18 protein-coding genes and 1 pseudogene are annotated in these 19,771 nt (G+C 65.0%); 13 read left to right on the plus strand and 6 right to left on the minus strand.

Annotated features, from left to right (window positions below):
• Nucleotides 1–49: 49 nt before the first annotated feature.
• From rpsP to rimM, 3 genes are all read left to right on the plus strand, one after another.
• On the plus strand, nucleotides 50–433 hold the full coding sequence (rpsP, locus tag NZL82_RS16765; protein ID WP_261270893.1) for a 30S ribosomal protein S16: 384 nt from the start codon (nucleotides 50–52) through the stop codon (nucleotides 431–433).
• A 109-nt stretch (nucleotides 434–542) separates the two neighbouring features.
• Entirely contained in the window at nucleotides 543–683 is a 141-nt protein-coding gene (locus tag NZL82_RS16770) for a hypothetical protein (RefSeq protein ID WP_261270894.1), read from the plus strand.
• Nucleotides 655–1,149 carry a ribosome maturation factor RimM gene (gene rimM / locus NZL82_RS16775; RefSeq protein WP_261270895.1) on the plus strand — a complete coding sequence of 165 codons (495 nt, stop codon included), beginning with the start codon at nucleotides 655–657 and terminating at the stop codon, nucleotides 1,147–1,149. The genes NZL82_RS16770 and rimM overlap by 29 nt, the downstream gene beginning before the upstream one ends.
• Here rimM and NZL82_RS16780 read toward each other — a convergent pair.
• The gene (locus NZL82_RS16780) at nucleotides 1,139–2,047 is read right to left on the minus strand and encodes an NAD(P)/FAD-dependent oxidoreductase (protein WP_261270896.1); all 909 of its coding nucleotides are present in this window, start codon (nucleotides 2,045–2,047) and stop codon (nucleotides 1,139–1,141) included. The genes rimM and NZL82_RS16780 overlap by 11 nt on opposite strands.
• 86 nt (nucleotides 2,048–2,133) lie before the next feature.
• Between NZL82_RS16780 and NZL82_RS16785 the strand changes: the two genes are divergently transcribed.
• The 4 genes and pseudogenes from NZL82_RS16785 (at nucleotide 2,134) to rplS (ending at nucleotide 3,905) form a co-directional block, all read left to right on the plus strand.
• Nucleotides 2,134–2,406 carry an AbrB/MazE/SpoVT family DNA-binding domain-containing protein gene (locus NZL82_RS16785; RefSeq protein WP_261270897.1) on the plus strand — a complete coding sequence of 91 codons (273 nt, stop codon included), beginning with the start codon at nucleotides 2,134–2,136 and terminating at the stop codon, nucleotides 2,404–2,406.
• A gap of 4 nt (nucleotides 2,407–2,410) precedes the next feature.
• A complete protein-coding gene (locus NZL82_RS16790; protein ID WP_261270898.1) occupies nucleotides 2,411–2,785 on the plus strand; it encodes a type II toxin-antitoxin system VapC family toxin in 375 nt (124 codons plus the stop codon).
• Nucleotides 2,782–3,497 (plus strand): annotated as a pseudogene (gene trmD, locus NZL82_RS16795) (tRNA (guanosine(37)-N1)-methyltransferase TrmD); the annotation flags it as partial. The gene NZL82_RS16790 and the pseudogene trmD, both read left to right, overlap by 4 nt.
• Nucleotides 3,498–3,512: 15 nt before the next feature.
• On the plus strand, nucleotides 3,513–3,905 hold the full coding sequence (gene rplS / locus NZL82_RS16800; protein WP_230481476.1) for a 50S ribosomal protein L19: 393 nt from the start codon (nucleotides 3,513–3,515) through the stop codon (nucleotides 3,903–3,905).
• A gap of 219 nt (nucleotides 3,906–4,124) precedes the next feature.
• On the opposite strand, the gene NZL82_RS16805 is transcribed toward rplS, so the two are convergent.
• From NZL82_RS16805 to NZL82_RS16820, 4 genes are all read right to left on the minus strand, one after another.
• Complete coding sequence (locus NZL82_RS16805) at nucleotides 4,125–4,766, minus strand: peptidylprolyl isomerase (protein ID WP_261270899.1); 642 nt, start codon at nucleotides 4,764–4,766, stop codon at nucleotides 4,125–4,127.
• Between the two features lie 149 nt (nucleotides 4,767–4,915).
• A complete protein-coding gene (gene rpoD, locus NZL82_RS16810) occupies nucleotides 4,916–6,943 on the minus strand; it encodes an RNA polymerase sigma factor RpoD (protein WP_261270900.1) in 2,028 nt (675 codons plus the stop codon).
• A gap of 142 nt (nucleotides 6,944–7,085) precedes the next feature.
• Nucleotides 7,086–8,933, minus strand: coding sequence for a DNA primase (gene dnaG, locus NZL82_RS16815; protein ID WP_261270901.1), 1,848 nt, complete (start codon nucleotides 8,931–8,933; stop codon nucleotides 7,086–7,088).
• Nucleotides 8,934–9,029: 96 nt separating this feature from the next.
• Nucleotides 9,030–9,482, minus strand: a complete 453-nt coding sequence (locus NZL82_RS16820; protein ID WP_261270902.1) for a GatB/YqeY domain-containing protein — start codon at nucleotides 9,480–9,482, stop codon at nucleotides 9,030–9,032.
• A 140-nt stretch (nucleotides 9,483–9,622) separates the two neighbouring features.
• Here NZL82_RS16820 and carA point away from each other — a divergent pair, with 140 nt between their 5' ends.
• The 4 genes from carA to NZL82_RS16840 all read left to right on the plus strand — a co-directional run bounded on the left by carA (nucleotide 9,623) and on the right by NZL82_RS16840 (nucleotide 15,704).
• On the plus strand, nucleotides 9,623–10,807 hold the full coding sequence (gene carA / locus NZL82_RS16825; RefSeq protein ID WP_261270903.1) for a glutamine-hydrolyzing carbamoyl-phosphate synthase small subunit: 1,185 nt from the start codon (nucleotides 9,623–9,625) through the stop codon (nucleotides 10,805–10,807).
• Between the two features lie 350 nt (nucleotides 10,808–11,157).
• On the plus strand, nucleotides 11,158–14,490 hold the full coding sequence (gene carB, locus NZL82_RS16830) for a carbamoyl-phosphate synthase large subunit (RefSeq protein ID WP_261270904.1): 3,333 nt from the start codon (nucleotides 11,158–11,160) through the stop codon (nucleotides 14,488–14,490).
• 94 nt (nucleotides 14,491–14,584) lie between these two features.
• Nucleotides 14,585–15,061, plus strand: a complete 477-nt coding sequence (gene greA, locus NZL82_RS16835) for a transcription elongation factor GreA (RefSeq protein WP_261270905.1) — start codon at nucleotides 14,585–14,587, stop codon at nucleotides 15,059–15,061.
• A 4-nt stretch (nucleotides 15,062–15,065) separates the two neighbouring features.
• Entirely contained in the window at nucleotides 15,066–15,704 is a 639-nt protein-coding gene (locus tag NZL82_RS16840; RefSeq protein WP_261270906.1) for a rhomboid family intramembrane serine protease, read from the plus strand.
• Between the two features lie 147 nt (nucleotides 15,705–15,851).
• Here NZL82_RS16840 and NZL82_RS16845 read toward each other — a convergent pair whose 3' ends face one another.
• Complete coding sequence (locus NZL82_RS16845; RefSeq protein WP_261270907.1) at nucleotides 15,852–16,067, minus strand: DUF4170 domain-containing protein; 216 nt, start codon at nucleotides 16,065–16,067, stop codon at nucleotides 15,852–15,854.
• A gap of 126 nt (nucleotides 16,068–16,193) precedes the next feature.
• Here NZL82_RS16845 and NZL82_RS16850 point away from each other — a divergent pair, with 126 nt between their 5' ends.
• Complete coding sequence (locus tag NZL82_RS16850) at nucleotides 16,194–17,444, plus strand: NAD(P)/FAD-dependent oxidoreductase (RefSeq protein WP_261270908.1); 1,251 nt, start codon at nucleotides 16,194–16,196, stop codon at nucleotides 17,442–17,444.
• Between the two features lie 75 nt (nucleotides 17,445–17,519).
• Nucleotides 17,520–19,760 (plus strand): alpha-galactosidase, encoded by a 2,241-nt coding sequence (locus NZL82_RS16855; protein ID WP_261270909.1) that lies wholly within the window; start codon nucleotides 17,520–17,522, stop codon nucleotides 19,758–19,760.
• Nucleotides 19,761–19,771 lie beyond the last annotated feature (11 nt).

Raw genomic sequence — 19,771 nt, forward strand, 5'->3', positions numbered from 1 at the left:
GCCGGACGGAACGCCGGTAACTTTGAACTTTTACTCCAAGGACTGAAATATGGCTCTCAGCATTCGTCTGTCGCGTGGTGGCTCCAAGAAGCGCCCTTACTACCGCATCGTGGTGGCCGACGCCCGTGCGCCGCGCGACGGCAAGTTCATCGAGAAGATCGGCAACTACAACCCGCTGCTCGCCAAGGACAACGACCAGCGCGTGCAGCTCGACACCGAGCGCGCCAAGCACTGGCTGGCCAATGGCGCGCAGCCGACCGACCGCGTCGCCCGCTTCCTGGACGCCGCCGGTGTCCGTGAGCGCGCTGCTCGCAACAACCCGAAGAAGGCCGAGCCGGGCGACAAGGCCAAGGAGCGCGCCGAGGAGCGTGCCGAGAAGCTGAAGGCCGCCGAGGAAGCCGCCAACGCTCCGGCCGAAACCGCCGAGGCCTGATCGCCTCTGATCCTGGACGGGCACCGGTCGGTCACGACCGGGTCCGTCCCAGGCATCGGAATGCGGGGCCATGCGTTATCCAAAGCCCTTGGCTTCAGGAGAATAGCGCATGACCCCGCCGACCGAACCCGATCCCCGGACCGCACCCGACGACAATGACGACGCGACCAACCAAGGCGTCTCCGCCCCAGAACCCGTCGAAGGCGGCGATGACACCCCCGATGGCGACTCCGACTCGCCAGCCGGGTGAACCCCGCGTCACGCTGGCGGTGATTGTCGGCGCGCATGGCATTGGGGGCGAGGTTCGGCTCAAGGTCTTCGCCGAAGACCTGTCGGGCTATTCCGCCTTCAATGACGGGGCATTGACCCTGAAATCGGTGCGGGAAGGCTCGAACGGCGTCATCGCGCGGCTGGTCGAGGTGACCGACCGCAATGCCGCCGAAGCGCTGCGCGGTACGGAATTGACCGTGCCACGCTCGGCGCTCCCCCCGCTCGAAGACGGGGAATATTATCATGCCGACATCATCGGGCTTCCCGCGATCGCCAGCGATGGCGAGTCACTGGGCCAGGTGGTGCTGATCGAGAATTTCGGCGCGGGCGACGTGCTGGAAATCGAACGTCCCGATGGCCGCCGCTTCATGGTGCCGATGAAGGCGGAGGCGGTGCCCGAATGGGATCAGGACCGCCTGATCGTGGATCGCGCTTTCATCGCCTGATCGGCGTCTGCTCGTTGAGCAGGTTGCGGATGGTCGTCGCGGCGACCCCGGCCTCGCCCATGGCGTGGCTGATCTGATCCAGCCCCTTCACCACATCCCCCGCCGCGAACAGGCCGGGGATCGACGTGCGCTGATGGTCGTCCACCTCCAGGCAACCGCTCGGGTCGGCCCTGGCCCCCGCCGATACCGCCAGTTCCGATCGGATGCGGGATCCCATCGCCGGATAGACGCTGTCGAAGCGCATCCGCCCGTTCGCAGTGTCCAGCGCGAGGCAATCCCCCTCGATCGCCCAGCCGCCACAGGGGCCGTCCACGCGCGCGATACCGGCGTTGTCCAGCGCCGCGGCGCAGCGGGGATCGAGGTCATGTGCCGCATCCGGCGCGATCAACGTCACGTCGCGGGTGAAGCCGCGCAGAAACAGCGCCTCGCGCATGCCATGGTCGCTGGTGCCGATGACACCGACACGCTTGTCGGTCACTTCATAGCCGTCGCACACCGGGCAGTAGCGCAGCAGACCCCGCTGGAGCGCCGGATCATGGACTTCGGGCAGCAGATGCTTGGGCCGGTGGTTGACGACACCCGTCGCCAGCAGCACCGTCCGGGTGAGATGGTCGCCCTGCTCGGTGGTGATGCGGAAATGTCCGTCTTCGGGATGGAGGCCGGTTACGCGTTGCGGAATGCAATGCGCGCCATAGCGCCTGGCCTGCTCGTGCATTCGGGCCAGCAGCGCCTTTCCGCTGATCCCCTCGGGATAGCCGGCATGGTTGTGCGTGCAGGGGATCATCGCCGCGCGGCTCGATCCGCTGTCGAACATCCGGATTTTGAGATGGTAACGGGCGAGATAGATCGCCGCCGTCAGTCCGGCCGGGCCTGCGCCGATGATGATGCAATCGTCCATGGCGAAGGCAAAGCACGAGCCTGCGCAACGTTCCTTGTCCGGCGGGGCGGTTCAATGTATATACATGGTGTATATACGGAGATTTTATGGGCAAGGACTTTCAGGCCAAGGTCTTCCGCTCGGGCAACTCGCTCGCACTGCGCCTCCCCGCCGCGCTGGGTCTGACCGAGGGCACCGAGATGATCCTCCGCGAAGAGCAGGGGCGCTATGTGTTCGAGCCCGTCCAGGCGCCGCGCAAGACGATCGACCTGACGGGAATTGCTGGGTCGATGCCGTGGCTGGAGCCGTTGACGCGCGAGGAACGCAAATTCGATGATCCGGAGCGTCCCTGGCATTTGCTGAACGACAAGGACGCGTGAAACGGTGCGATACCTGATCGACACCAACTGCTGCATCTTTTTGTTCGCCGGCCATTACCCCGCGCTTCTGGAACGTGTTGCCGCGACGCCGATGGGTGACATTGGCCTGTCGAGCATCGTCTTCGCCGAACTGGCGCTAGGTGTTCGGCATGGCAAGCCGCCGCTCGAACGACAATTGGAGCAGCTGGCGACGCAGATGCCGATCCTGCCATTCGACGAAGCGGCAGCGCGCTGCTATGCGCGGCTTCCCTTTCGTCGGGGACGGTTCGACCGGCTGCTCGGCGCTCATGCGCTTAGCTTGGGTAGTACGGTCATCACCGACAACGAGGCCGACTTTGCCGACATCCCCGGCCTGACCATCGAGAACTGGACGCTGTGACCTTTCGCGCAACGATATTGACGCTCTATCCGGAGATGTTTCCGGGACCGCTCGGGGCTTCGCTGGCGGGGCGGGCGCTGCGCGAGGATCGCTGGGCGCTGGAGACGGTGCAAATTCGCGACTTCGCCACCGACAAGCATCGCTCGGTCGACGATACCCCCGCTGGCGGCGGGGCGGGCATGGTGCTGCGCGCCGATGTGCTGGCGGCGGCGGTGGATTCGGTCGCCGACGACCGGCCCGTGCTGGCGATGACGCCGCGCGGGCGGCCCCTGACCCAGCCGCGCGTGCGCGAGCTGGCGGCGGGGCCGGGCGTCACCGTGCTGTGCGGCCGGTTCGAGGGGTTCGACGAGCGCCTGTTCGAGGCGCGCGGCATCGAACAAGTGTCGATCGGCGACTATATCCTGTCGGGTGGCGAGATGGGGGCGCTGGTGCTGCTCGATGCTTGCGTTCGGCTGCTTCCCGGCGTAATGGGCGCGGCTTCCAGTGGAGTCGAGGAAAGCTTCGAAAGCGGCCTCCTCGAATATCCGCAATATACCCGTCCTGCGGAGTGGGAAGGGCGCACGATCCCTGAGGTGCTGCGATCGGGGGATCATGCGAAAATCGCAAAATGGCGTCATGCCAGGGCTTGCGAGGATACACGGTCAAGGCGGCCGGACCTTTGGGAACGTCATGAGGGCGTTCGGGTCGGTCTCCCTCTGGCGCGCGGCGACGATTGAGGAATAGTGTCATGAACGTGATCCAGCAGATCGAAGCTGAGCAGATCGCCAAGTTCAACGAGACGAAGAAGATCCCCGAATTCCGCCCCGGCGACACGCTGAAGGTCGGTGTGAAGGTCGTCGAAGGCGAGCGCACCCGCGTCCAGTTCTATGAGGGCGTCTGCATCGCCCGCGCGAACAAGGGCATGGGCTCGTCGTTCACCGTCCGCAAGATCTCCTTCGGTGAGGGCGTGGAGCGCGTCTTCCCGCTCTACTCGCCGAACGTCGATTCGATCGAGGTCGTCCGCAAGGGCGCCGTGCGTCGCGCGAAGCTCTATTATCTGCGTGGCCGCACCGGCAAGTCGGCGCGTATCGCCGAGCGTCGCGACACGCGTCCGGCCAAGGGCACCGCGGCCGCCGAGTAATCGGCGCGGCGGATCGCTCCAGCGGTTCGACAGGGAAGGGGCGGTGGCACCGATCGGTGTCGCCGCCCTTTTTCTTTGCTCCAAACCACCGCTCAGCGAGACAAAATGCCGTCCCCCGTTCGGCCTGAGCGAAGTCGAAGGCCACGCTTCAACGCTCGCCGCATCATGGGGCGAGGGTATTCCTTGGCCTTCGCTCAGGCTGAACGGAGGGGAGGGGGGTTATCCCCCGAAATTGTACAGCCACATCTTCGGCTCGCCCGTGGGCCGGGGCTTGCCGTCCAGACGCTTGGCGGTGATCAGCCGGACCGGTTGCAGGATCATCTGCCCCTTCATCGCGTCCATGCCGCCCCCCGAGGGTTTGGCAAGGATCTTCTTCACCGTATCCATGCCTGCAACGACCCGCCCGAACGCGGCATAGCCCTGATAGCCCGGCCGGGCATCCATGCCCGGCGTCGGGCCGACGGTGATGAAGAAATTGCCGCCGGCCGATTTGGGCGACTGGCCCCGCGCCATCGAAATGGTGGCGTCGAGATGCTTGATCCCCGTCTGCGCCGTCGTCTCCAGGGGGAAGGGCGGCAGGATGCGCCGCGCGTCGGTGCGGATGCCGCCCTGGACGAAGCCTTGCCGCGGATTCCGCTTGTCGCGGGCCGCCCGGTAGAAGCTGGTGCCGTCGAACCGGCCATCATCGACATAGGCCAGGAAATTGGCACTGGTCGCGGGCGCATGGCGCGTATCGAGCGCGATCACGATCGGCCCTTCCGAGGTATTCAACTGGACCCGGACATAGCCGGGGCGGGGGACATTGGTGTTGGCAGGGGCTGCGGCAACCAGCAGCGCAAGGAGGGGAAACGCATACTTCATGGTGGGCGGCTTACCGTTTTCCACCCGGCTTGTGGAGGGGGAGGCCCGACCGTGAATGCGGCGATCGAGGCAGCGCTACGGATGCCGATACGAAAAGGGCCGCCGATCCTTCGACCGGCGACCCTTTTGCCTCATCATCGTGCCTGGCCTTACTGGTCCAGGAAGCTGCGCATCTTGCGGCTGCGGCTGGGGTGCTTCAGCTTGCGGAGCGCCTTTGCCTCGATCTGGCGGATACGCTCGCGCGTCACCGAGAATTGCTGGCCGACCTCTTCCAGTGTGTGGTCGGTGTTCATGCCGATGCCGAAGCGCATGCGCAGCACGCGTTCCTCGCGCGGGGTCAGGCTGGCCAGAACACGGGTGACCGTTTCCTTCAGGTTTGCCTGGATCGCCGCATCCACCGGGATGACCGCATTCTTGTCCTCGATGAAGTCGCCGAGGTGCGAATCCTCCTCGTCGCCGATCGGCGTTTCGAGGGAGATCGGTTCCTTGGCGATCTTCATCACCTTGCGCACCTTCTCCAGCGGCATGGAGAGGCGCTCGGCCATCTCTTCCGGGGTCGGCTCGCGGCCCTGCTCGTGCAGGAACTGGCGGCTGGTGCGAACCAGCTTGTTGATCGTCTCGATCATGTGGACCGGGATGCGGATGGTCCGCGCCTGGTCGGCGATCGAGCGGGTGATCGCCTGCCGGATCCACCACGTCGCATAGGTCGAGAACTTGTAGCCGCGGCGATATTCGAACTTATCGACCGCCTTCATCAGGCCGATATTGCCCTCCTGGATCAGATCCAGGAATTGCAGGCCGCGATTGGTGTATTTCTTGGCGATCGAGATGACGAGGCGCAGATTGGCCTCGACCATTTCCTTCTTGGCGATGCGGGCCTCGCGCTCACCCTTCTGCACCATGTTCACGATGCGGCGGAATTCGGTCAGCGCCATGCCGGTCTGCTGCGAAATCTCGGCGATCTCGCTGCGGATGCGGTCGACGGTGGCGGCCTCGTTGGACGCGAAATTGCCCCACTTTTTGTCGAGCCCGCGCACCGTGTCGAGCCAGTTCTCGTCCAGCTCGTGACCCAGATAGCGGTCGAGGAAGTCCTTGCGGTTGACCTTATGCCGCTCGGCCAGACGCAGCATCTGACCGCCCAGCGCGGTCAGGCGACGGTTGAAAGCATAGAGCTGATCGACCAGGAATTCGATCTTGGCGTTGTGGAACTGGACGCTCTCGACCTCGGCCGTCAGTTCCTCGCGCAGTTTGTGATATTTGCGCTCGTCCGCCGCCGACAACTCGCCGCCCAGCGCCATGGATTCCAGACGCTGCTGCTGAACCTTCGAAAATTTCTTGTAGATGTTCGTGATATTGGCAAACTTCTCCAGCGCCTGCGGCTTGAGCGTCTCCTCCATCTGGGCGAGGCTGAGGGTGTTATCCTCTTCCTCGTCCTCGGCGCGGGGCCCACGGCGTTCGCCGCCCTCGCCATCCTCGTCGTCGACCGAGGGTTCCTCGGGCTCTTCTTCTTCCTTGAACTGGGGACCGGCGTTCTTGGCGCTGATCTCGCCATTGTCGTCCTCGTCCTCCTCGCCCAGATTTTCCGGGCCGGCGTCCTTGGACAGCATGGCGTCGAGATCCAGGATCTCGCGCAGCTGCATCGTCCCTTCGTTCAGCGCGGTCGACCAGTCGATGATCGCGTTGAAGGTGATCGGGCTTTCGCACAGCCCCAGAATCATTGTGTCGCGACCCGCCTCGATCCGCTTGGCGATGGCGATCTCGCCCTCGCGCGACAGCAGTTCCACCGCGCCCATCTCGCGCAGGTACATGCGGACCGGATCGTCGGTACGATCGACGGTTTCCTTCTTCTTCGCCTCAGGCTGAGGACCGGAATCGGCGTCGCCATCCGTGGTATCGGCGTCGTCGGCCTCTTCCTCGGACTCGCCGTCCTCGCCCTGTTCCTCATTCTCGACGATATTGACGCCCATCTCGTTGAGGGCAGCCATGATATCTTCAAGCTGATCCGAGGACATCTGGTCCTGCGGCAACGCTTCGTTGAGCTGGTCGTACGTGATGTAGCCGCGCTTCTTGGCGCGCGCGATCAGCTTCTTGATCGACGCCTCGTTCAGGTCGATCAGCGGCGCATCGCCCGTTTCCGTGGTATCGGTCGTATCCGCCGCCATATTCGCCTTCGCCATCAAATGCCCTCGGGTCTCAATGCCCGGCCTCTTTCACGCACGCCGCCGGTTTGGCAAGCGGGTGAGGGGGCCATGCGTAATTTTCCAGTGTGGGCGCAATCCGCCCAATATGCCCCGGATATGGGGCGCGGGGTTGCCTGTATCAAGCGGCCTCCCCGGCTTGCCTGTCCGCCAGGTCGCGCACATTCTCCAGCCAGCTATAGAGCTGGTCGAGCGATTGCGCATGCGCGGCGTGGCACCGCGTCTGTTCGGCGAAGCGATCCTCGGTCATGTCCGACTGGAACGCCTCGACCGCGCGCTCGCGGTTGGCGCGCGTCTCGCTTTCCTCCAGCATCACCTCGATGACCTTTTCCAGATCGCGCACGGCGATGGCGGGATCGGTCATCTTGCTGAAGAAGCTGAAGGCGAGGTCGCGGGTATAGTCGCGCGCGTCGATCGGATGAACGTCGGTGGTTGCCATGATCTGTTCGATCAGGCTCTCCGCCTCGGCCGCGTCCTTGCGCGACAGATGTGGATCGTTGACCGCCGCGTCCAGCAGATGATGCCGCCAATCGTTGAGATAGCGATCGCCCATGTCCAGGCGGCTGATCTCGTCCATGTACCGGCACAGCACATGCGGATAGCGCATCAGTCCGAGCAGCACCGCACGCTTCAGGCTGTATTCGACGCCGCGCCCGACATGGCGATTGGCCTCCGCCACCGCCTGATGCACCGCCGCCGCATTGACGCGTCGGATGCCGAAGATGTCGAAATAGCGCGACATCATGGCGCGCTTATATTCGTAGGCCAGATCCTTGTGCGGGATCTGCTGTGCCAGTTCCTCCAGCCGCTGCTTCAGTGCCGCGCGCCCCTCGGGCGTGTCGGTCTGCGCCTGCGCGATCTCCGACTGCCAGAGCAGGTCGCTGAGCGGCATGGCGCGGGTGAGCACCGCCTCGAAGCCTGCCGCGCCCTTTTCCTGGACCAGATCGTCAGGATCCTGGCCTTGCGGCAGGGTGACGAAGGACAGGCTCTTGCCCGGTTGGAGCAGCGGCAGCGCGCGGTGGGCGGCTCGGATCGCGGCCTTCTGTCCGGCGGCATCGCCGTCGAAGCAGAGCGTGGGCACATCGACCATCCGCCACAGCCGTTCGATCTGATGCTCGGTCAGCGCGGTGCCCAGCGGCGCGACGGCTTCCTCGATCCCGGCCTGGGCGAGGGCGATCACGTCCATATAGCCCTCGACCACCAGCACCCGGCCGGATTTGCGCACCGCAGGCGCGGCGCGGTCGAGATTGTAGAGCGTGCGCCCCTTATCGAAGAGCGGGGTATCGGGGGAGTTCAGATATTTCGGCTCGCCCTCGCCGATGATCCGGCCGCCGAACGCGATCACCCGTCCGCGCGCGTCGCGGATCGGGATCATCAACCGGCCGCGGAAGCGGTCGTACGGGTCCTTGCCGTCAACCTTGATCAGCAACCCGCACTCGATCAGCGCGGGGTCGCCATAATCCTTGAGCGCGGCCTTCAGCTTGCCCCGGCTGTCCGGCGCAAATCCCAGCCCGAAGGCGCGGGCGGTCTCGGGCGTCACCCTGCGGCGGGTCAGTAGTTCCCGAGCGTCGCCGCCCGACAGGCCGCCCAGCTGTTCGGAAAACCAGGCGGCGGCGTCCGCCATCCCATCGTGCAGCCCCTTGGCCCGCTCCGCCTTCTGCGCGGCGCGGCGGTCCTGTGCGGGGACTTCGAGCCCGGCCGCCTGCGCCAGTTCCTTGACCGCATCGATAAAGGGCAGGCCGCGCTGGTCGGTCATCCAGCGAATGGCATCGCCATGCGCCGAGCAGCCGAAACAATGGTAAAAGCCCTTGTCGTCGTTGACGTAGAAGCTGGGCGTCTTTTCGTTATGGAAAGGGCAGCAGCCCTTATATTCGCGGCCTGCCTTTTGCAGCTTCACCGTCTTGCCGATCAATGCCGACAGACTGGTCCGAGCGCGAAGCTCGTCAAGGAATTGCGGGGTCAGGCTCATGGCGTCCTCGCGATTATAAACCCTATCGCGAAGGGGCCGTTTTGGCAAGGAAAATGGGGCGGGGAGCGGCGTGGCTCGCCTGCTCCCCGACCATAGTTAAGCCAGCGCCGCCTTCACCAGCCCGCTCGCCTTGCTCATGTCGAGCACCGCCGCGTGGCGCGCCTTCAGCTCGGCCATCACCCGGCCCATGTCCTTCATGCCCGACGCGCCGATCTCGGCCTTGATCGCCTCGATCGCGGCCTTGGTCTCGTCCTCGGTCAGCGTCTGCGGCAGGAAGCGCTCGATCACCGCGACTTCGGCCTTTTCCTGGTCGGCCAGTTCCTGGCGACCGCCCTGTTCGTACATGGCGATCGATTCGCGACGCTGCTTGACCATCTTCTGCAGCACTTCGATCACGACCATGTCGTCATCGGCGGGCGCTTCGCCGGTGCGGAGTTCGATGTCGCGGTTCTTGATGGCGGCCTGGATCAGGCTGATCGCCGCGCGGCTTTCCTTGTCGCCCGCTTTCATGGCGGCCACCTGCGCGGCCTTGATGTCGTCGCGAATCATGTTTTTTCCGTCTTGTCTGAAAGGCGGGGACGATAGCCGATGGAACCAATTCCGTGAACCGGTTGACGGATGGTCCATCGGGGTCTAGCGGACGCCACTTAGCGACATTGCAGACATTTTAGCAGGAGTGCCCGCCGATCATGGCCGACGCCAAGCCATTCGCCATGCCCGAAAAGCCTGAAGGCGCCACGGGCGTTCTCGTTCTGGCGAACGGAGACGTGTTATGGGGGCGCGGTTTCGGCGTCGAGGGTGATGCCGTCGGCGAGGTGTGCTTCCACACCGCGATGACCGGCTATCAGGAGATCATGACCGATCCGTCCTTCGCCGGGCAGATCATCACCTTCACCTTCCCGCATATCGGCAACGTCGGCGCGAACCCCGACGATATCGAGGCGGACGCGCCGCACGCGCTGGGCATGATCGTCCGCGAGGACCCGACCGCCCCGTCCAACTTCCGCGCGATGGAGAACCTGGCCGGGTGGATGGCGCGGCACAACCGTATCGGCCTGGCGGGCATCGATACCCGCGCGCTGACCCGCCGTATCCGTGCGGCTGGCGCGCCCAACGGCGTGATCGCGCATTCGGCCGCCGGAGAGTTCGATCTGCCTGCGCTGCTCGAAAAGGCGAAGGCCTGGCCGGGGCTGGAGGGCATGGACCTCGCCAAGGACGTGTCGACCGAGCTGCATTATGGCTGGGGCGAGACCCGCGAGGGTGGGTTGTGGCGGTTGGGCTTCGGCTATGCAGGCGCGGAGGGCGAAGATCGCCCGCACGTCGTCGCGATCGATTATGGCAGCAAGCACAACATCTTCCGCAACCTGGTCCAGGCCGGAGCGAAGGTGTCGGTGGTCCCCGCCACCGCGTCTTACGAGGATGTGATGGCGCTGAACCCGGACGGCATCTTCCTGTCCAACGGCCCCGGCGATCCGGCGGCGACGGGTGAATATACCGTGCCGGTGATCCGCCAGTTGCTCGACACGGGCAAGCCGCTGTTCGGCATCTGCCTGGGTCACCAGCTTCTGGGTCTGGCGGTCGGCGCGAAGACCACCAAGATGCACCAGGGCCATCGCGGCGCGAACCACCCGGTCAAGCGCCTGTCCGACGGTCTGGTCGAGATCACCAGCATGAACCACGGCTTCGCGGTCGAGCGCGAGACGCTGCCCGCGAACGCGCGTGAGACTCATGTGTCGCTGTTCGACGGGTCGAATGCGGGCCTGGAGCTGACCGACCGCCCGGCCTTCTCGGTCCAGTACCACCCCGAAGCCTCGCCGGGGCCGCAGGACAGCTTCTATCTGTTCGAGCGGTTCGTGGGGTCGCTACGGAAATGAGGTTGGTGGCTTCCGCCGTTGCCCTGATCGCACCTGCCATGCTGGCCGGGTGCGCAGGGCAATCAGGTGGAATGCCATTTCTCAATCCAAAGGTATTTGCCCGTGCCGCTGCGAAATGTGGGGTCGTGACGACCCATGTTTCTCGCAGGCGGAAGGGCAGAATCCCTTACGCGACCTATAAAATCCCTGGCCCCGCCGGGGAGGTGCGCTCGGATGACGGAAAAAGCCGAGCCTGCCTGACGGACGCACTTCGCGGCTATCGATACGATTATCTGGGTGAGCAGTTTCCCGACACCTAGCACTGTGACGACAGCCCTTATCCTGCATTCCTTTTAAATGGTCATCGCCCAATGCCAAAACGCACCGACATCTCCTCCATCCTCGTCATCGGCGCCGGTCCGATCGTCATCGGTCAGGCGTGCGAGTTCGACTATTCGGGCACGCAGGCGATCAAGGCCCTGAAGGAAGAGGGCTATCGCATCGTCCTGGTCAATTCGAACCCGGCGACGATCATGACCGACCCCGAGCTGGCCGACGCGACCTATGTCGAGCCGATCACGCCCGCGGTCGTCGCCAAGATCATCGAGAAGGAGCGCCCCGATGCGGTCCTGCCGACGATGGGCGGCCAGACCGCGCTGAACACCGCGCTGGCGCTGTTCCATGACGGCACGCTGGAGAAGTTCGGCGTCCAGATGATCGGCGCCGATGCCGAGGCGATCGACAAGGCCGAGGACCGGCAGAAATTCCGTCTGGCGATGGACAAAATCGGGCTGGAATCGGCCCGCTCTGCGATCGCGCATACCGAGGCGGAGGCGCTGGCGGGGCTGGAGAAGGTCGGCCTTCCCGCCATCATCCGCCCCAGCTTCACGCTGGGCGGCACCGGCGGCGGCGTTGCCTATAACCGCGAGGAATTCATCGCGATCGTCCGCGCCGGGCTCGACGCCTCGCCGACGACCGAGGTGCTGATCGAGGAATCGCTCCTCGGTTGGAAGGAATATGAAATGGAGGTCGTGCGCGATCGCAACGACAATTCCATCATCATCTGTTCGATCGAGAATATCGACCCGATGGGTGTCCATACCGGCGACTCGATCACCGTCGCGCCCGCGCTGACCCTGACCGACAAGGAATATCAGATCATGCGCAACGCCAGCCTGGCGGTGCTGCGTGAGATCGGCGTGGAGACGGGCGGCTCGAACGTGCAGTTCGCGGTCAATCCGAAGGACGGGCGCCTGATCGTCATCGAGATGAACCCGCGTGTGTCGCGTTCGTCGGCGCTGGCGTCGAAGGCGACCGGCTTCCCGATCGCCAAGGTCGCGGCCAAGCTGGCGGTCGGCTATACGCTGGACGAGATCGAGAACGACATCACCGGCGCGACCCCGGCCTCGTTCGAGCCGACGATCGACTATGTCGTCACCAAGATCCCGCGCTTCGCCTTCGAGAAGTTCAAGGGCTCGGAGCCCTATCTCTCGACCGCGATGAAGTCGGTCGGCGAGGTGATGGCGATCGGCCGCAACATCCATGAATCGATGCAGAAGGCGCTGCGTGGGCTGGAGACGGGCCTGAGCGGCTTCAACGATGTCGAACATCTGGTCGGCGCGCCGCGTGCCGAGATCGAGGCGGCGCTGGCCAAGGCGACCCCGGACCGGCTGCTGGTCGCGGCGCAGGCGCTGCGCGAAGGCTTCACCGTCGCCGAGGTCCATGCGATCGCCAAGTACGATCCCTGGTTCCTGGAGCGGATCGCCGAGATCGTCGCGGCCGAGGCCCAGGTGATGGAAAACGGCCTGCCGCAGGATGCGGCCGGTATGCGCCGCCTGAAGGCGATGGGCTTCTCCGACAAGCGGCTGGCCTATCTGGCGCTGCAGTCGGCGAATTTGCGCGGCATGGATCGCGGCATCGCGCGCGGCTCGGGCCTGATCCATGAGGTCGTCAAGATGATGACCGGCGGGGTGACCGAGCAGGAGGTGCGCGAGCATCGCCAGAAGCTGGGCGTGCGTCCGGTCTTCAAGCGGATCGACACCTGCGCGGCCGAGTTCGACGCCAAGACGCCCTACATGTACTCGACCTATGAGGCGCCGACCTTCGGCGAGCCGGAAGACGAGGCTGTCCCGAGTGATCGCAAGAAGATCGTGATCCTGGGCGGCGGTCCGAACCGGATCGGGCAGGGCATCGAGTTCGACTATTGCTGCTGCCATGCCTGCTTCGCGCTGGCGGATGCGGGCTATGAGACGATCATGGTCAACTGCAACCCGGAAACGGTCAGCACCGACTATGACACCTCGGACCGGCTGTATTTCGAGCCGCTGACTGCCGAGGACGTGCTCGCCATTCTCGACGTCGAGAAGTCGAAGGGCGAACTGGTCGGCGTGATCGTGCAGTTTGGCGGCCAGACCCCGCTGAACCTCGCCCGCGCGCTGGAATCGGCCGGTATCCCGATCCTGGGCACCAGCCCCGACGCGATCGACCTGGCCGAGGACCGCGAGCAGTTCGCCGCGCTGGTCGACAAGCTGAAGCTGCTCCAGCCCAAGAACGGCATCGCGCGCAGTCGCGAGGAAGCGCTGATCGTCGCCGAGCGCGTCGGCTATCCGGTGCTGATGCGCCCCAGCTTCGTGCTGGGCGGCCGCGCCATGGAGATCGTCGACGGGCCGCAGCAGCTGGAGGATTATATCCAGACCGCGGTGCAGGTGTCGGGCGACGCGCCGGTCCTGATCGACCAGTATCTGCGCGACGCGATCGAGGTGGACGTGGACGCGATCTGCGACGGCGATCAGGTCGTCGTGGCGGGCGTGCTGCAGCATATCGAGGAAGCGGGCGTCCATTCGGGCGACTCGGCCTGCTCGCTGCCGCCCTACAGTCTGTCGGCCGAGATCATCGCCGAGATCGAGCGTCAGGCTGAAGCGCTGGCGCGCGGCCTGAACGTACGCGGTCTGATGAACATTCAGTTCGCGGTGAAGGACGGCCAGGTCTATCTGATCGAGGTCAACCCGCGCGCCAGCCGTACCGTGCCCTTCGTCGCCAAGGCGATCGGCACCCCCATCGCCAAGATCGCCGCGCGCGTCATGGCGGGCGAGAAGCTGGCCGACCTGCCGCAGATCGATCGTCACATCGATTATTATGCGGTCAAGGAAGCGGTCTTCCCCTTCGCGCGCTTCCCCGGTGTCGATCCGGTGCTGTCGCCCGAAATGAAGTCGACCGGCGAAGTCATGGGCATCGACCCCGACTTTACCACCGCCTTCGCCAAGTCGCAGCTGGGGGCGGGCACCGTCCTGCCCACTAGTGGCGCGGTCTTCATCAGCGTGAAGGACGGCGACAAGGAACAGATCGTTCCCGCCGCCCGGATGCTGGCGGAGGCGGGCTTCGCGATCGTCGCGACCGGCGGCACCGCCGATTATCTCGACCGCGCAGGGGTCACGGTCGAGAAGATCAACAAGGTGGCGCAGGGACGGCCGCACATCGTCGACCGGATCAAGGACGGCGGCATCACCCTGATCTTCAACACGACGGAAGGGTGGCAGAGCCTGAAGGACTCCAAGCCGATCCGTCAGGCGGCGCTGGGCCAGAAGATTCCGTACTTCACCACGGCGCCCGCCAGCGTCGAGGCGGCGAAGGCGATTGCCGCTGCCGGCAGCCGTGGTCTTGAAGTACGCCCCCTGCAATCCTACTATTCGCGTTCGCACAACTGATCCCGACATGAGAACATGATGTGCTGGCGGACCGCTCTCCCGGTTGGGAGGGCGGTCCGTACCGGGAATGCGTATGGAAGTGGGGACTAGGATTATGGCGACCGTCGAAAAGATGCCGATGCTCCAGGAGGGCTATGATAAGCTCACCCAGGACCTGCGGCGTCTGAAAGAGGAACGGCCGCAGATCGTCGACGCGATCGAGGAAGCGCGCGCGCATGGCGACCTCTCCGAAAACGCCGAATATCACGCGGCCAAGGAGCGTCAGGGCCAGATCGAGGCATCGATCGCCGATATCGAGGACAAGCTGAGCCGTGCGCAGATCATCGACCCGAAGGACTTGTCGGGTGACAAGATCGTGTTCGGCGCGACCGTCACGCTGCTCGACGAGGACGACAAGCCGGTCAAGTATCAGATCGTCGGCCAGACCGAGGCGGACGCCAAGACCGGCCGGATCAGCTATAATTCTCCGCTGGGCCGCGCGCTCATCGGGCGCAAGCTGGATGAAGAGGTTGAGGTGACGGTGCCGTCGGGCGACCGTTATTACGTCGTCAACAAGATCGAATTCATCTGATCCCATGGATTGGGCAGCGGCACGGGCGACGACGGCCATTGCGGCCGTCACGGCGATCGTGTCGCTGATCCTGATCGCGGGCGCTATGGTGCCTGAAGCGGCGGTTGCGGCGGGTTTCATTCCGTTGCGCTTTGAGGGGGCAGCTTTGCCCCCCGATTTCGGTATTGCGGTACCGACCGTGCTGACCCCGTTGACCGCGACCCTGGTCCATGGCGGCTTGGCGCATATCGCATTCAACCTGATCATGCTGGTCTATTGCGGCGCGCAGACCGAACGCGCGATCGGGGCGCGCGGGATCGCGGTCCTTTATGTCGTCGGGGCCTATGCGGCGGCGATCGCGCAATATTTCCCGGATCCCGGCTCGCCTATGCCCATGATTGGCGCGAGCGGCGCGATTTCGGCGATCGTGGGGGCCTATGCGCTTCTCTATGGACGGCGTCGCGCGGCAAAGGGCGTGGCCGGACTGTCCGCCGAGGCGACCCATGTGCTGTGGCTGGCGGCGGGATGGATCGGCATCCAGTTGCTGATCGGCTATGCCGGCATGGGGATGGGCGCGATCGCGGTGGCGGCACATATCGGCGGCTTCATCGCCGGACTGGTCTTCGCCAAGCCGCTGCTCTTGTGGCGCTATCGTAACGCCTGAGGCGGGCGGGCTGCCCCTGCACTTCGACTTTGCTGATGGCGAACGGAATGTTGGGCACTGACGAGCAAAGGGTGGGGCGCTATCCCAACCTGGTTCAGCCTGAGCGAAGTCGAAGGCCATGCCCCCGACCTCGCCCCGGGTCCGACATCAACCCAGCGAAGGCTCCAGCAGGCGGTGCAGATGCACCACCACGAACTTCATCTCCGCATCGTCGACCGTCCGCTGGGCGGCGGCGCGCCAGGCCTTTTCGGCGCTGGCATAGTCGGGAAAGACGCCGACCACTTCCAGCGCGGCGGGATCGACGAAATCAAGGGTCTGCGGGTCGCTGACGCGGCCGCCGAACACGAGGTGCAGCTTGCTCATGGTGTCTCCTGAGGGTTTGCCCTTTCCCTAGCGGCAACGCGGGCCCGATTGAAGACGCTGTTTCGCGCTTGCAACGCTTTGTCATGGTGATTGGCAGAAGGCGGCTTTCCATCCTAGGTTATGCAGATGATCGACAGCCTCACCTCATCCTACGACATCGTCATCGTCGGCACCGGCCATGCGGGTGCACAGGCCGCCATTGCCCTGCGCCAGGAAGGCTTTGACGGTACGATCGCCATGGTCGGGGAGGAACGTCATCCGCCCTATGAACGCCCGCCATTGTCCAAGGAATATCTGGCCGGGGACAAGCCGTTCGAGCGCATCCTGATCCGCCCGGAGCGCTTCTGGGAGGAACGCGACGTCGTGCTACGGCTGGGCGAACGCATCGTCGCGGTCGATGCCGAAGCGCGGCTGCTGACCACCGAGGCGGGGGCCGCGATCGAATATGGCACGTTGATCTGGGCGGCTGGCGGTCATGCTCGGCGGCTGTCCTGCGATGGCCATGACCTGAGGGGCGTGCATGGCGTGCGGACCCGTGCCGATGTTGATCGCCTGATCGCCGAATTGCCCGATGTGCGCGACGTGGTGGTGATCGGCGGCGGCTATATCGGACTGGAGGCTGCGGCCGTGCTGACCAAGTTCGGCAAGGCGGTGACGATTGTCGAGGCGCAGTCGCGTGTGCTCGCGCGTGTCGCGGGCGAGGCGCTGTCGCGCTTCTACGAGGCGGAGCATCGTGCGCATGGGGTGACCGTGCGGCTGAACGAGAGCGTAGCCTGCATCGAGGGGGAGGGCGCGATCACCGGGGTTCGGTTGGCGGACGGATCTGTCCTGCCCGCGCAGATGGCGATCGTCGGCATAGGCATCATCCCCTCGGTCGAGCCGCTGGTTGCGGCGGGAGCGACCGGGCAGAATGGGGTGACCGTCGATGCGCAGGGTCGGACCAGCCTGCCGCATGTCTTTGCGATCGGCGATTGCGCGGCCCATGCCAATGACTTCGCCGACGGCGCGGTGATCCGGCTGGAGTCGGTCCAGAATGCCCATGACCAAGCGACGATCGCCGCGCGGACGCTGATGGGCAAGGAGGTCGCCTATCATGCGGTGCCCTGGTTCTGGTCGAACCAATATGACCTGAAATTGCAGACGGTGGGCCTCTCCGCGGGCCATGACCAGGCGATATTGCGCGGCGATCCGGCGACCCGCAGCTTCTCGGTCGTCTATCTGCGACAAGGCCGGGTGATCGCGCTGGATTGCGTCAATGCCATGCGCGACTTCGCCCAGGGCAAGGCACTGGTCGCGGACGGAGCGATCGTGCCGGTCGAGGCGCTGGCAGACCCCGGCCGCCCGCTCAAGACACTCTGGCCGGTAACCAGCGCCTGACGTTTCCAAACAAGCACTTGCTCCGCGAGGCATCGCTATGTCAGACTTAATGCAAAGGTTTGCAGGAGAGGTCTGATGCGCTGGCGCAATGCGATTCTGGCGGGTGTGGGTTTGGTGGCGCTCGCAGCCCCTGTTTGCGCGAAGGTGACGGCTCCGGCTGGCGCCAGGGTCTTTCGCCTGGATGGCGGCGGGGTGACCTATGCCATGGGGGTGGACGAGAAGGGCTATCTCCAGCCGCTATATTGGGGCGCATCGCTGGCGGATGGGGATCCGCTGGTCTCGGGGGATCCGGTCAAGACTGGCGATCCCATCGTCCTGAAGGCGCCGGGCGAATTGTCGGGCTTCGACCCCGCCGGTTCGGTGACACTTCAGGAATATCCGGGGCAGGGGGAAGGGCTGGTCAGCGAGCCGGGCGTCAAGGCGCTGTTCGCCGATGGCAATCGCGACCTCGTCCTGAAATATCGCAGCCACAAGACCAGCGGCGAAACGCTGACCGTCGAACTGGCGGATATTCGTCGGCCCCTGTTCGTCACCCTGACCTATAGCATCGATTCCGAGACCGGCATCGTCGCGCGCTCTGCCAAGGTGCGCAACGGCGATGCCAGGCCGGTGCGGGTCGATCAATTGGCGGCGGCCGTCCTGTCGCTGCCGGTCGGGGATGACTACCGGCTCCATTATCTGACCGGGCGCCACGCCGCGGAGTGGACGCAGAAGACCGTGCCCGTCGAGGCGGCGGCGACCGTGCTGGAAAGCCGTCGCGGCTCGACCGGCCATGGCAACAATCCCTGGTTCGCGATCGGGCGCGAAGGGCTGACCAGCGAGGTCGATGGCCCGGTCTGGTATGGCGCGCTCGCCTGGTCGGGATCGTTCCGGATCAGCGTGGCGTCGGACAATCTCGGCCGGGTGCGGATCGCGGGCGGGTACAACCCCTATGACTTTTCCTGGACGTTGAAGCCGGGCGAGACGCTCGACACGCCGGTCTTCTATGCGGGATATTCGGACAAGGGGCTGGGCGGCGCGTCGCGGACCTTCCACCGATTCGAGGTTGCGCATATCCTGCCGCATGGGGACAAGGCGCGCCTGCGCCCGGTCCTCTACAATAGCTGGGAAGCGACCGCCTTCGACGTGACCGAGGCGGGGCAGATGGCGCTGGCGGAGAAGGCCGCGAAGATCGGCGTCGAGCGGTTCGTGGTCGATGACGGCTGGTTCGGCGCGCGCAATAGCGACAAGGCGGGGCTGGGCGACTGGACGGTGAACCCGACCAAATTCCCCAACGGCCTCAAGCCGCTGATCGATCGGGTGAAGGGCCTGGGCATGGACTTCGGCCTGTGGGTCGAGCCCGAGATGGTCAATGTCGACAGCGATCTCTACCGCGCGCATCCCGACTGGGTGCTGAACTTCCCCGATCGCCCCCGGACGGAGGGGCGCAACCAACTCGTCCTCAACCTCGCGCGTGCGGATGTCCGAGACCACCTCCTGGCCGTGCTCGACAAGCTGGTCAGCGAGAACGACATCGCGTTCCTGAAGTGGGACTATAACCGCAACTGGACCGAGGCGGGCTGGCCCGAACAGCCGGTCGCCGACCAGCAGCGCGTCTATGTCGAATATGTCCGCAACCTTTATTACATCCTGTCCGAATTGCGGCGGCGGCACCCGAAGCTCGAAATCGAAGCATGTTCGGGCGGCGGCGGCCGTGTCGATCTGGGCATCATCGGGCTGACCGACGAGGTCTGGCCATCGGATAACACCGACCCCGCCGACCGGCTGACCATTCAGGACGGCTTCACCCGCGCCTATCCCGTGGCGGTGATGATGGCATGGGTGACGGACAGCCCCAATTGGGCGAATACCCGCGTGACGAGCCTGGACTATCGCTTCCTGTCGTCGATGCAGGGAGGGCTGGGGATCGGCGCGAACCTCGATAAGTGGAACGCTACCGACTTCGCAACCGCCGCCAAATGGGTGTCTGCCTACAAGACGATCCGCGAGACGGTGCAGCGCGGGGCGCTCTACCGGCTGGAGTCTCCGACCGGCGACAATGCCACCGCGGCCACCATGTATGTCGGTCGCGACCGGCGGCAGGCGGTGCTGTTCCAGATGCTGCATTCGTCGATGTGGCGCGACAATCCGGCGGCGATCCATGCGCAGGGGCTGGACCCGGCGCGGGTCTATGCGGTCAAGATGCTCGATGGCTCGGCCCGGCCTGCGGGGGTGCCGGAGCGGGCCTCGGGCGCCTATTGGATGAACCGCGGGCTTCGCGCGCCGCTAAAGGGCGATTATGTCGGCGCGGCGTTCGTGTTCGAGGCGGTGAACTGATCGGGGGGGCT

Source organism: Sphingomonas sp. LC-1 (assembly GCF_025371035.1).
Taxonomy (GTDB): Bacteria; Pseudomonadota; Alphaproteobacteria; order Sphingomonadales; family Sphingomonadaceae; genus Sphingomonas; species Sphingomonas sanguinis_E.